This is a genomic window from Nocardia sp. NPDC046473 (assembly GCF_040645995.1).
In the GTDB taxonomy this organism is placed as follows: domain Bacteria; phylum Actinomycetota; class Actinomycetes; order Mycobacteriales; family Mycobacteriaceae; genus Nocardia.
In genome coordinates this window covers 757,631-770,421 of the sequence record NZ_JBEYZJ010000001.1, presented here as the reverse complement: position 1 = coordinate 770,421, position 12,791 = coordinate 757,631, and the positions used below count along the sequence as shown (strand labels likewise).

The 12,791-nt window shown below is 65.6% G+C and carries 10 protein-coding genes; 5 read left to right on the top strand and 5 right to left on the bottom strand.

The genetic code is table 11. From position 1 onward, the window contains the following. Nucleotides 1-32: 32 nt before the first annotated feature. On the bottom strand, nucleotides 33-1,019 hold the full coding sequence (locus ABZ942_RS03705; RefSeq protein ID WP_357378691.1) for a class I SAM-dependent methyltransferase: 987 nt from the start codon (nucleotides 1,017-1,019) through the stop codon (nucleotides 33-35). 309 nt (nucleotides 1,020-1,328) lie between these two features. On the opposite strand from ABZ942_RS03705, the gene ABZ942_RS03700 reads away from it, so the two are divergent. Continuing rightward, complete coding sequence (locus ABZ942_RS03700) at nucleotides 1,329-2,276, top strand: TauD/TfdA family dioxygenase (protein ID WP_357378689.1); 948 nt, start codon at nucleotides 1,329-1,331, stop codon at nucleotides 2,274-2,276. Here the strand turns inward: ABZ942_RS03700 and ABZ942_RS03695 are convergent. Next, the gene (locus ABZ942_RS03695) at nucleotides 2,244-3,467 is read right to left on the bottom strand and encodes an MFS transporter (RefSeq protein ID WP_357378687.1); all 1,224 of its coding nucleotides are present in this window, start codon (nucleotides 3,465-3,467) and stop codon (nucleotides 2,244-2,246) included. The two genes, ABZ942_RS03700 and ABZ942_RS03695, sit on opposite strands and share 33 nt — an antisense overlap. Nucleotides 3,468-3,716: 249 nt before the next feature. On the opposite strand from ABZ942_RS03695, the gene ABZ942_RS03690 reads away from it, so the two are divergent. Beyond that, nucleotides 3,717-4,514 carry an FkbM family methyltransferase gene (locus tag ABZ942_RS03690; RefSeq protein WP_357378685.1) on the top strand — a complete coding sequence of 266 codons (798 nt, stop codon included), beginning with the start codon at nucleotides 3,717-3,719 and terminating at the stop codon, nucleotides 4,512-4,514. A 4-nt stretch (nucleotides 4,515-4,518) separates the two neighbouring features. On the opposite strand, the gene ABZ942_RS03685 is transcribed toward ABZ942_RS03690, so the two are convergent. Beyond that, entirely contained in the window at nucleotides 4,519-5,940 is a 1,422-nt protein-coding gene (locus tag ABZ942_RS03685; RefSeq protein ID WP_357378683.1) for an NB-ARC domain-containing protein, read from the bottom strand. A 1,235-nt stretch (nucleotides 5,941-7,175) separates the two neighbouring features. Between ABZ942_RS03685 and ABZ942_RS03680 the strand changes: the two genes are divergently transcribed. Beyond that, nucleotides 7,176-8,096 carry an alpha/beta fold hydrolase gene (locus ABZ942_RS03680; protein ID WP_357378681.1) on the top strand — a complete coding sequence of 307 codons (921 nt, stop codon included), beginning with the start codon at nucleotides 7,176-7,178 and terminating at the stop codon, nucleotides 8,094-8,096. A 3-nt stretch (nucleotides 8,097-8,099) separates the two neighbouring features. Here ABZ942_RS03680 and ABZ942_RS03675 read toward each other — a convergent pair whose 3' ends face one another. Both ABZ942_RS03675 and ABZ942_RS03670 read right to left on the bottom strand, forming a co-directional pair. Then, nucleotides 8,100-10,691, bottom strand: a complete 2,592-nt coding sequence (locus ABZ942_RS03675; RefSeq protein WP_357378679.1) for a DNA translocase FtsK — start codon at nucleotides 10,689-10,691, stop codon at nucleotides 8,100-8,102. A 223-nt stretch (nucleotides 10,692-10,914) separates the two neighbouring features. Then, nucleotides 10,915-11,538: a TIGR03085 family metal-binding protein gene (locus tag ABZ942_RS03670; protein ID WP_357378677.1), complete on the bottom strand. Its 624-nt coding sequence runs from the start codon at nucleotides 11,536-11,538 to the stop codon at nucleotides 10,915-10,917. 220 nt (nucleotides 11,539-11,758) lie between these two features. Between ABZ942_RS03670 and ABZ942_RS03665 the strand changes: the two genes are divergently transcribed. After that, the gene (locus tag ABZ942_RS03665; protein WP_357378675.1) at nucleotides 11,759-12,139 is read left to right on the top strand and encodes a DUF4189 domain-containing protein; all 381 of its coding nucleotides are present in this window, start codon (nucleotides 11,759-11,761) and stop codon (nucleotides 12,137-12,139) included. Between the two features lie 29 nt (nucleotides 12,140-12,168). After that, complete coding sequence (locus ABZ942_RS03660) at nucleotides 12,169-12,729, top strand: hypothetical protein (protein ID WP_357378673.1); 561 nt, start codon at nucleotides 12,169-12,171, stop codon at nucleotides 12,727-12,729. The last annotated feature ends 62 nt before the right edge of the window (nucleotides 12,730-12,791 follow it).

Here is a 12,791-nt window from a genome sequence, read left to right as displayed (position 1 = left end):
AGGTCCGATGCCGCGATCACTGAACGCTCCGGCTACGCCCCCGCTACGAACAGCCGACCGCCCGGGAACCGATGGGGCACACAGGTACAGGCGGCGAAACCGGCGTTCACGAACTTGTCCAGCCACTGCTGCTCGGTCAGCAGTTGCCTGCCCATCAGCTCGTGCGTGAAGGTGAACAGCGCGCTGAAACGGCGTTCGCGTTCCTGGTCGGCGTAGGGCACGCTGTCGGTGATCGCGATCACCCCGTCCTGACTGATCGCCTTGCGGCAGATGCTCAGCAGCGCGTCCAGCGTCTCTTCCTCCTCCGGCATCAGGTCGTGCAGGACGAAGCCGGCGTGGATAACGTCCGCGCCCTCCAACGGCTCCGGGTCGTCGACGAGCGACTGGATAGACCGGTGCACCACCGTCAGCCGATCCGACAACCCGGCTCGCTCGGCGGCCTCGCGTGCCGCGGTGCACGCGCCCTGGCTGATGTCCACCGCGACCGCGGTGCTGTCCGGCAAGTGCCGCAGCAGCTGGATCAGCAGGCCCGCCGTACCGGCGCCGAGGTCGACGATGCGCGAGGGCGAGCGCCGCAGGATCGTCTCGATGATGACGGGATAGAACGCTTGCTCACCGATCCAGCGCGAGGTCACCGCGACGGCACGCCCGTTGCGCTGAAAGCTTTCTCGGGCGCCGACGGGATCGCGAAGGTAGTCCGTGATGTGCTCGATGAACGGCCGGTTCGCGGTCAACGACCATGACAGATAGCCGGCCACATGCCTGCGCTCGGCGAAATCTGTTGCGGCGCAGACCGAGTCGCCGGATTCCACGACCAACGCCGCCGCCGACAACGCGGCAAGATAGGCCACCGCGGCGGCATTCGGGATATCGGCGGCCGAGGCGATGTCGGCGGCGGTGAACGGGGTCGGCTGCTCGAAGAAGTGCGCTACGCCGAGCTGGTCAGCCATCTCGATCAACGCGGTCGTCGCGGCGATATCGGCGATGGGCTCCGGTGTGGCGATCGGGTGCAACGTCATTTCCTACTCCAATGCGTGATTCGGGATGGCCGGTTCACGAGCGGGACCGGCAACCCCGCCGAACGTCGTATTCGACAATGCGGCCAGCGCGAGTTCGGCCCGGTCGCTAATTTCGGGACCCCCCTGAGTTTTCCGCCGAATACGCCGACGGTCGCATTACATGATCATTGAGCGTAGATACTCTCCTGACGGGAAACGAGCGGGATAGCAGGCAGATCCCCGGCAGAAAGACCAACCGTAAGTGCGCGTCGCGCAACACCTTCCGATGCGCAATAGTTGGCTGGTAACCGTCGAAGGTTGGGAGACATCATGGCGGATGTAGCAAGACCGGCTTGGACGCCGCTGGAGATCACCCCGCATGCAGTAGGAACCGATGCCACATTCGAGGGGCTGATCGGGTTTCTCGCCGATAGCCGCCGGGTCGACGCGCTGTTGCTCGCGGAGAAGGCGCTGGTATTCCGAGGATTCGGCCTGACCCCGACGACATTGCCCGCCGCGCTGGCGCGACTTTTGCCGAACCAGCTTCCGTACGTACACGGCAACTCACCGAGAACAAAGGTCGGCGACAACCTCTATACGTCGACCGAGTACCCCGCCGAATTCACGATCTCCATGCACAACGAGCTGTCCTACGCGCACTCCTGGCCCGCACGCCTGCTGTTCTTCTGCGAGCGACCGGCCAGTTCCGGCGGCGCCACCCCGGTGGTGGATGGTCATGCGTGGCTCGAATCGCTGGACCACGAGATTCGCGAGTCCTATCGCGATGGCGTGCGCTACGTCCAAAACCTGCATGGCGGTGCGGGTTTCGGCAAGAGCTGGCAGGACACGTTCGAGACGGACGACCGGGAAGTCGTCGAGGCATTCTTGGCAGGCGCCGACGCGTCATGGGAGTGGCGCTCCGACGACTGCCTGCGGATCAGCCAGCTGCGGCCCGCCATCATCCGACATCCGTTGACCGGCACCGAAGTATGGTTCAACCAGTCCGATCAGTGGCACGTCGCGGCGCTCGATCCGGAGACGGCAGCGGCCCTGCTGGACATGATGTCCGAGGACGAACTGCCGCAGTCGGTCACCTTCGCCAACGGCGCTCCGATTCCCGCCGACTACGTCACGCAAATCAGGGATAAAGGTCTGGCTCTCGCGGTCGATAACGATTGGCAGGCAGGCGATCTCATGGTGATCGATAACGTCATGGTCGCGCACGGACGACGGCCGTTCACCGGGTCACGACGAGTCCTCGTCGCTATGTCCGGCTGAGATGGCCGCCTGCTCGGACGCCGCCTGCCGCCGGGTAACCAACCACAGCGCACAGACGGCGATCAGCACGGCGGCGATCGCCGAGATCGCGCGGTAGGGCAGCACGGCGATCAGCGCGGCCGCGACCGCGGCGGCCAGTACCTGCGGCGCACTGGTCGCCAGCTGCACCACCGAGACGACCCGGCCGAGTTTGTCGACCGGGGTCTTGGTCTGTGCCGCGGTCGTCAGCGACACGATGACCGGCGGTACACTCGCGCCGACCAGCGCCATGGCGAGCACGACCACGCCGAGTAAAGGCACCGCGAGCAACACCATCCCCGCAGCCAGCAGTACGAGTCCCCCGAACACCACGCGTTGAGTGCCCCAGTTGCGCAGCGCCATCGGGGCAATCAGACTGCTGCCGATCGCACCGGCGGCCATGATCGCCTCCAGGACTCCGGCAAAGGAGGGGGGCCGACCGATCGCGTCGAGGGCGGCGAAGATGAGCGTGTTGACACAGCCGATCACGAACAGACCGGCCGCGGCGCCGAGCAGGATCTGCCGGAGTTCGACCGTCTCCTTGATATGCAGGAATCCGGCGGCCAGCGCGGTGCCCCATCGGTTGTTCGCCCGCTCCGGTATGGGTTCATCGATCGCGATGGTCGCCTGGATCGCGGCGGCGAGGAAGAACGTGGCCGAGTCGAGGATGGCGACGGCGGGCCCGCCGAGCCACGCGAACAGACCCGCCCCGGCCAGCGGGCCGAACAGCTCCATATTCTTGCGGATCACCTGGAGAGCGCCGTTGACGCTGATCAGTTCATCCCGGTCGGCGGTGAGGTGGCGGATCAGCGTCGACCGCGCCGAACCGGTGATCGCGCTGGAGCAGCCGTAGCAAAATGCCACCGCGTACAGCAGCCACAGCTGCCCTCGATCGTGCACCAGAAGCAGCAGAAGCACCAGTAGACCGGTCGCGATATTGACAGTGATCAACAGGCGCTTGCCGCGCACCTGGTCGACGAGATACCCGGCGAGCGGAGCGAGGGTCAACGGCAGGAGCAGGACCAGGAAGATGAGGCTGACGGCGGAACTGCTCCCGGTGAGTGTCTTCGCCCAGATCGCGAACGCGACGAACAGCGCGCTGTCACCGAGGATCGAGATCGCTTGTGCGACAAGGTATCGGCGTAGCCGCGGCCTGGCGAGGACTGTTCTCACAACTACCACGTTTGTTCTCACAACTACCACGTTCTCCCAAACTCGGATTCCACGGTTGGCAATCGGCTCAGCAGGATCCTCGAAATATATGTTCCGCGTACATATTTCGCAGAAAATCGTCGTCAACGTGCCGCAGCATCGGTGAAATGCCGCGAAACTGCCGCATTTCCATATGGGACCTGCCGACTACCGGCGAATAGGGTGGCTGACACAGGCCGCAGCTCGGCACGCACCAGTTCGGGGATCGCAATGCCGCTAGACATCGACCGTGTTCACGGCCTGAATTGGCACGAGACAGCACACCTCTATCGCGAGATCTTCCTGGAGCGCATCTACCTGCGTGGCGGTCTGACAATCCCACCCGATGCCCTCGTGGTGGATGTGGGAGCCAATATCGGCATGTACTCGCTGTTCGTCCATTCGGAGGTCCCGTCCGCATCGATCTTGGCATTCGAGCCGCTGCCTCCGCTGTGCCGGGCACTGCGCCATAACCTGACGGCGCACCAGGTGCAGGCCCGGGTCTTCCCCTACGGCCTGTCGGACTCCGACAGGGAGGTCCCGTTCACCTACTATCCCGGATACACCACGATGTCGACGCAGAGCGCGTACGCCGACACCGACGAGGACAAGGAATTCGTGCGCCGGGCTGCCATCGAGAGCCTGCCGGAGTCCGACGACGGGCGAGAGGTCCTCGAGGAGCTGGACAGCATCCTCGACTTCCGATTCCAGTCGGTGACGCATACCTGCCGAGTACGCAGACTGTCCGAGGTCATCGACGAAGAAGGTGTCGACCGCATCGACATGATCAAGATCGACGTACAGCGCGCGGAGATGGACGTATTGCGCGGCATCGATCGGCGCCACTGGCCCATGGTGCGGCAGATCGTGATGGAAGTGCACGACGCACCAGGCACCGACACCGCCGGCCGACTCGATGATGTGGTGCGCACCTTGACCGACCGTGGTTTCCAGGTCACTGCCGAACAGGATGCGTCGCTGGTCGGCACGGACAGGCACGCCGTCTATGCGATCCGCTCGACTAGATGACCTGTCAGGCGCGGCATTCGTCCGGGGCGGCCTCATTCGCGCAGCCGAGTTCGGCGGCATAGGTGCCGAGCAGCTTGTTCATGCCGAAGCGATGGGGGCTGTGCTCGGTCACGAGATGCGCATTGGCGAGCTCCACGAGAGCGAATTCCGCCTCCGACACCGATACTCCGGCCAATTCGGCCGCGGCGTGCGGAGTCAATTCCGGCGCCGCCACATGGCCGAAGAGCCGGACCAGTTCCGCCGCGTTGAAACCGAGCGCCCGGTATGAACCCGCGAATCGCGCTCGCAGTTCCGCCGTGATCTCACCGTGCCCGAGCAAATACCTGCCGCCGGTGCGCTCACGCAATTCAGCGACGAGCGCACCCAACGGGAAAGCCGGGTGCATCACCGCGCGCGCCGCGAACATGGAAATGGCGATGGGCAACCCCGAACCCCAGGAGATGATGTCGTCGACGGCGGATGGTTCGGCGGCGGCCCTGCTCGCACCGACGCGACGAACGAGCAGCGTCCGTGACTCCTGGTCGGTGAGCGGATCCAGCGTCATCGGGTACGCGCATTCGGTCGCGACCAGCTTGGTCAGTCGGTTACGGCTGGTGACAAGCACCACGCAGCCGGGCACACCGGGCAGCAGCGAACGCACCTGATCGGCGTCGCTCGCGTCGTCGAGTATGACGAGCACTCGCCGGTCCGCGAGCAGTCTCCGATACAGCGTCGCTCGTGCGTCGCGGCTATCCGGAATCCGCGCGGCGGGAACACCGAGCGCACCGAGAAAACCGACCAGCGCATCCGTAGCCCGCACCGGCGGTTGCGTGGGATTGAACCCGCAGAGATCGACATACAATTGACCGTCCGGAAATTCGGACACGACACGGTGCGCCCACCGCAACGCCAAGGCCGACTTGCCAACCCCCGGACAACCCCCCACCGCCACGATCGTCGCGGTGACCGGCCAGTCCGCGTGGCCGAAGAGGATCGCGTCGAGGCAGGCGAGCTCCGCCTCGCGGGCCACGAAAACCGGTGTGTCCATGGGCAACTCAGCTATCGCCACTTTCGCCGGTACCGCGTTCTCGCGCTGATCCGCCGGATCGAGGCTTACCCCGGCATAGGTTCCCAACGAGCGTGTCGCGATATCGAAAGCCTCGGGCCTGCGTCGGCCGATAACTTGGCCCGGCGAGGTGAAGCACATATGGCGGCGCGACTGCCGTTCGAACGTCATCCTCGTCTCGCCCTCCAGGCCGAGGGCCTCAGCGAGCAATCGGACGGATTCACCGTGCGGGAACAAGACACGGCCTCGTTCCAGGTCCCGAATGGTCCGGACGCTCAAATGTGACTGTTGCGCCAATTGCTCTTGGCTCAGCAACGCCGAGGTTCGCAACAAACGCAGCAGCTGACCGAAGGGCGAATCTATCTCTTTGGCCTGGGGCATCGAACCCGCACACCACCTTCCGTTGCCACGCGGCGGCGGGGCGAGACCCCGGCGGCTCCGGGTTCAGCTCACGAACGTCGCGAGCTCAACCACGCCCGCCAAGTGGATTGAGACCAACTGACATCGGAGTGACCTCTGTTATGTCAGTGACATTAGCAGAATGAGTGAAACTCGTTGCACCACATAAAGTTGGGGCATAGATCGAATCTTTCGGAACCACGCGTCGCACGACGATCGCGACCGGTCGGTCCGGCCCTTTCCCGCGGAGCAGTAGCCGGTCTCGCGGGGGTCGGTCAGTGGACAGCGTCGCGAATGATGGTGCTGCCCAGGCCTTTGCGCCGGTCGTGTCCGTCATCGTGGCGGGTTCCAGCTGTCCGTCGGGGAGGACGTCGGCGCGCGAGGACCAGTTCACCGTTCATCCGCTGGCAGGCCGCTCGAAATCGATCCCCTACCAAGGCTTCTCGATGGTGCGTTGGTGTCGTTCCGGTGCCGACGGTCATGATGCTTCGGGGACCGCCGCAGGCGGCGCGGGGCGCTCTTCGGGACGTGCGGATACCTTGGGTGCACGACGGATGCCGGCCATGATCGGATCCATTGCTACTCTTTACAATTCAGCCAACCGGAGTGACTATCACCTGCATGACGGAACCGCCCTGGCATTCTCGGTCAGAGGTGCACGGCGGCCAAGTATTGCCATGTTATGCACCACTTTTGGCGTGTTGGCCTCGGTCGCGGCGTCAGTAACATGTCATGACGATTCGCCATTTCGACGACGGCGACGACATCGAATCATCTCGATCTCGGCGGAAGTCTGCAGTTCACGACGGGGCGCACCCACGAAATCGTTGCCACACCGACTCAGCCGATCCACCGAGTCACCCGAGCCGCGCCGCGGCGGAAAGGTAGTGCTGTCGCTACCTGCCATCCGGGTGCCGGTGGGATGGGGGCCGGCTCGCCGGCTCGATAACGTGGCGATAGTGTTCAAAAGTCGAGATACCACCCGAATGGCCTGGTCGGAGACAGTTGCACGGAGGATACGTTCCGGTCGACTGATCGCGGTAGCCGTCTTCGTCAGCGCTGCGTTGACTGTCTGCTCCGCCTGCTCGGAGTCCGAACCCGGTGCACGATCCGGCGTCGCGGGCGACCAGCCCGGCACGACCCAGCGGCCGGGTGAACCCGCTGGGGCCGCACGGCCCCAGGAGCCCATGCCGCCGTTTCCCTACAGGTCTGAGAACGTGACATACCGTAACGGTGACATCACCATCGCGGGCACGCTTACCGAACCCGACGGCAACGGCCCGTTCCCCGCGGTCCTGCTGATCCCCGGCAGCGGCGCGTCGAACCGCGACGAAGAAGCGTTCGGGCACCGCCCCTTTCTGCTCTGGGCAGATACACTCACCCGCGCGGGCTACGCCGTGCTGCGCGTCGACAAGCGCGGCACCGACGGCACGGGCGGCACGCTGCAGGACGCCACCTACCCCGATCTGGCCGATGATGCCGCCGCTGGTGTGCGCTTTCTGCGTGGTCGCCCCGATATCGATCGCAACCGCGTCGGCCTGCTCGGGCACAGTGAGGGCGGCTTCCTGGCTCCGCTGGTGGCCTCCCGCCCCGGCAATGGCGTCGCGTTCGCCATCCTCATCGCGGGTGCGGCCGTCCCCGGCGGTGACGCCGTGGTCGAGCAGACCAAACTCGTGGCCGCCGCCGAAGGCGAGCCCGCAGACGCCGCCGACCGCATGGTGCGACAAAATGCCGAACTGGTCCGCCTGCTACGCGCAGGAGATACCCAGGGCGCCAAGAACTTCCTGAAGGACCAGGAAGTCACCGAAACCGAAATCGAGAGATTGACCAGCCCGTACTTCACCGCTCTGGTCACCTACGACCCGGCGAAGGCCCTATCCGCGCTCCGCATCCCGGTCCTCGCCTGCTACGGCGGCAATGACCTTCAGGTTCCCCCGGCCCAGAACGAACAACCCGCACGCGACCACTTTGCCGCCGACCCGGACGCCACCGTCCATACCTTCCCCGGTCTCAACCACCTCATGCAACCAACCCAGACCGGTAAGCCGAGCGAGTACCCCATCATCGAAACCACCATCGCGCCTGAGGTTCTGGCCTATGTCACGAACTGGCTGAAACCCCGTTTTCCGACCCCATAGCGCTCACTCTTCGCCCGCGCCGGGCGACTCTCCCTCGCCGCCGCGGATGGTCCACAGCAGGCCGTCGAGCTCATCGGGCTTGATGAGGACGTCGCGGGCTTTGGAGCCTTCGCTGGGGCCGACTACACCCCGGGTTTCCATGAGGTCCATGAGACGGCCTGCTTTGGCGAAGCCGACGCGGAGTTTGCGTTGCAGCATCGAGGTGGAACCGAATTGAGAGGTGACGACCAGCTCGACGGCTTGGATGAAGACGTCGAGGTCGTCGCCGATGTCGGGATCGACGTCTTTCTTCTCGCCCTGTTTGGCGGCGGTGACGCCCTCTTGGTACTCGGGTTCGGCCTGGTTCTTGGCGAAGTCGACGACGGCGTGGATTTCCTCGTCGCTGATGAACGCGCCCTGCAGGCGGGTCGGCTTGTTCGCGCCCATCGGGAGGAAAAGGCCGTCGCCCATGCCGATCAGTTTCTCGGCGCCGGGCTGGTCCAGGATGACGCGCGAGTCGGTCAACGACGAAGTGGCGAAGGCCAATCGGGACGGCACGTTGGTCTTGATCAGGCCGGTGACCACGTCGACCGACGGACGCTGGGTGGCCAGCACCAGGTGAATGCCTGCGGCGCGGGCCTTTTGGGTGATCCGCACGATCGCGTCCTCGACGTCGCGGGGCGCGGTCATCATCAGGTCGGCGAGCTCGTCGACGATGGCGAGGATGTACGGGTAGGGGCGGTACACCCGTTCGCTGCCGAGCGGCGCGGTGATCGCGCCGGACTTGACCTTCTTGTTGAAGTCGTCGATGTGGCGAACCTTGTTGGCCTGCATGTCCTGATAGCGCTGCTCCATCTCCTCCACCAGCCAGGTCAGCGCGGCGGCCGCCTTCTTCGGCTGGGTGATGATGGGCGTGATCAGGTGCGGAATGCCCTCGTACGGGGTGAGTTCCACCATTTTCGGGTCGATCAGGATCATCCTGACCTCGTCCGGCGTGGCCCGATGCAGCAGCGAGACCAGCATCGAGTTCACGAAACTCGACTTACCCGAACCGGTGGAACCGGCGACCAGCAGGTGCGGCATCTTGGCCAGGTTCGCGGCGAGATAGTCGCCCTCGATGTTCTTGCCGAGCCCGATCACCAACGGATGGTGGTCGTTTCGGGTCGACGGCGCCTTGAGCACGTCGGCGAGGCGGACCAGTTCGCGGTCGGAGTTGGGCACCTCGATGCCGACGGCGGACTTGCCGGGGATCGGGGCGAGCAGCCGAACATTCTCGGTGGCAACGGCATACGCGATATTGCGGGCCAGCGCGGTGATCTTCTCGACCTTCACGCCGGGCCCGAGCTCCACCTCGTAGCGGGTGACCGTCGGGCCGCGCACGAAACCGGTGACGGCGGCGTCGATCTTGAACTGCACCAGCACCTCGGTGATCGCCTCGATCATCGATTCGTTGGCGGCACTGCGCTTCTTGGGCGGATCGCCGTCGGTCAGCAGCGACATCGGCGGTAGCACGTAGTCGCCCTCGACCTCCCGGTCGGCGACGAACTCGAGCTGCTTCGGCGGCGGCGGGGTCTGGTCCTCGACCTTCACCACCGGGCGCTGCTTCTTCGGTTTCGGCTTGGCGGCAGGCTCTTCCGTCGCGATCGGCTTGGCGTCCTGCAGCGGCGGCTCGCCGATCACCTCGGTCACCGCGTCGGGATCGCCGAATTCGTCGGCCGGATAGTTCTCCACGGGCGTGCGGCCGCGCCGCTTCGTCTTGGCGGAGTGCAGCGGGAAACCGTCGGCGTCGTACTTGGCCGGGTCGTAGCCGAATTCGCCGTCGTACTCACCGTATTCGTCGCCGCCGCTGCCGGTGCCGAAGTACTCGCGCAGCCGGGCGGGCACCTCGCGCACCGTGGTGCCGGTCAGCAGCAGCACGCCGAAGACGATGGCCAGCAACAGAATCGGCACCGACAGCCAGGCGGTGAGTCCGTTGGTGAGCGGCCCGCCCACCACGAAACCGACGAAACCTGCTGCGCGCGAACGCCCGTGCGGATCGGTCGGCGCGCCGGCGATGACGTGCCACAATCCGAGAATCGGCAGACCGACCAGCAGTCCGCCCAGCACCAGCCGCGGCCGGATCTCCGGATGTGCCTCGGTGCGCATGAGAATGACCGCGATCGCGGTGGCCACGAACGGCAGCCCGGCCGACGCCGAGCCGGACACGGCCCGGATGGCTTCGCCCACCCAGTGCCCCACCGGTCCACCCGCCGACAGCCACACGGCGGCGGCGATCACCGCACTCAAGGCGATGAGGGCCAGCGCGATGCCGTCGCGGCGGTGGCCGTGCTCGATCTCGCCGGCCTTGCTCAGGGTTCGGGTGGTAGCGCCGAGGCCGCGCGCGAGCATGTTCCAGCCGCTGCTGATGCCGCGGGTCAGCACCGCGAGCGGCGCGGTGTTCGACTTGCGTCGCACCGGCCTGCGGGCCGGTGGGCGGCGGCCGCGCGGGGTCGCCGTGCTGCGGGGCGTCGCGGTGGTGCGGGGCGTCGCCGCGCGGGACCGAGCCGCCGTGGTCCTCCCCCGCGCCGATCCCGCCCGCGCCCGAGTAGTCGTGGTGCTGCGGGACTTACCTGCCATGGACCCAGGCTAGCCGCAAACGCCCCTTCCAGACCATCCGCAACACTGGTATCGCCTGTCTCAGAAGCGCCGAACTGTGCAGATGCCCAGGTCGCCAGTGATCCGGGTCGCACGCCCCAGCCGCTGATCCTGCGTGTCGGACCCGGCCGGTCGGGTCTGATTTCACACAGCAAACCGCCTTCGCCCAAGGCTCGACCAGCTGCGAGGAACCGAGCAGGTCTGGTTAAACGGAGCGATCGAGGCCCAATACCGTGCTGACGGCGTCGGGTTCGCCGGTGGTCTCGATGCGGACCTCGTCGCGACCGAACGAGTGCAGCAGCAGTTCCGACGGCGCGCCGGTCAGCGTCACCTCGTCGCCCGGCCGCGAACGAACAACCGCCCGTTTGCCGTCCAGCGACTCCAACACGACCGTAACCGGCGATTTCCGATAGGACCGTCGCGCCATCTTGCTGACCAGCGACCAGTACTTGTCCTCGTCGGCCTGTGAGATCTCGCGCGGCATCCAGCCGGGGCTGCCGCGGCGCACGTCCTCGTGGTGCACGAACATCTCGGTGAGATTGGCGAGCGCGTCGACCGGACGCAGCGGCGACCACCACGGCGGCCCGGTCCGGACCTGTTCCAGCAGCTCAGGGAATGGTTGGCCGGCTACTTTCGCCTGCACGCGTTCGAGATACCCGGCGAACGGCTTCAGCATGATGCCCGCAGCGGCGTCGATTCGCCGCTCACGAACCACCAGATGCGCGGCGAGGTCCCGGACCGTCCACGTCCCACAGAGCGTCGGCGCCTCCGGCCCGACGGCCGTCATCGTCTCGACGAGCTGCTGACGTTCCCGCTGCGCGATGCTCACCCTCTGAACATACCGACCACCCTGCGCCCGCACACCTTCTGGTTCCCGCATACCGAATCGCGTGTGGTTGCGTCTGCGACACGGAAAAAAGCTGCGCGGCTGTCTCCAACTACGACACCCGAAGCCCCGAATTCTTGGGTAGCGCAATGAGTGTTCGCTATGTACCTTGTCACTCGGTCCATCGGGTCGTGGGCCTAATTACAAGAAGGGCAAATTCCCTGTGAAGAAGTTTGTTACTGGTGCAGCCGTCGTGGCCGCCGCCGGTTGCGCGCTGGCTATCAGCGCGCCTGTCGCACAAGCCAAGGCGTACAACTACGGTGCGATCGCGCTGTCCACCTCTACCGGACTGATCGGCTACTCCTACGACTACCCCGATTCGGCGGCGGCGCAGGCGCGCGCGGTCCGCAGCTGCGGGGCCGACGACTGCGAGACGGTGGTCTGGTTCGCCAATGGCTGTGGGGCGGTAGCCTATTCCAGCCGTACCGGCGCCTACAGCTGGGGCTACGCGGCCTCACGCGCGGGCGCGCAGAGCAAGGCGCGGGCGAACAACTCCTCCGACGCCTACATCGTGCACTGGAACTGCACATCCAACCACGGCTGATGTCCGCGAATCGATTCAGGGGAAACATCGTGAAACACCGCACCTTCCGGACGGCCGTGGCCCTCGTGCTGACCGCCGCCGCGTGCACGCTCACCGCGTGCGCCTCCGGTGACAAGCAGTCCTCGTCGCCGAGCACCACCGCCAACGCCGACACCAAGCCCGGCGAGCTGCAGGGCGGAAGTGACAAGGGCGACAAGGAAACCGGCTCCGCGCCGACCACGCCGTCCTCGCCGGTGCTGGCCAAGCCGTCGACACAGCAGCTGAACGACCGCCTCACCAAGGCGTTCGATCCCGCGGTGCCGAACAAGGAAAAGATCAGCTGGATCCAAGCCGCGGAACAGGATCCGTACCTGGTCGCCAACCTGGTCGACGCCGCGAAGAAGCAGGGCGTCAAGGTCGAGATCACCAAGGTGAACGACCCCAGCGACGGCAAGCTGAAGGCCGACGCCAAGGTCACCATCAACGGCAGCCCGGTCGACGACGCGTTCGTCTCCTTCGTCTCCGAGGGCGGCGAATGGAAGGTCGACCACACCTTCGCCTGCAACATCGTCAAGAGCGCGAAGATCGAATCCGCAGCCTGCCAGGAATGAGCTAGCAGCTACGAAAAAGCGCCGGAAGCCATTGGCTCCCGGCGCTTTTCAGTATCCGTCGA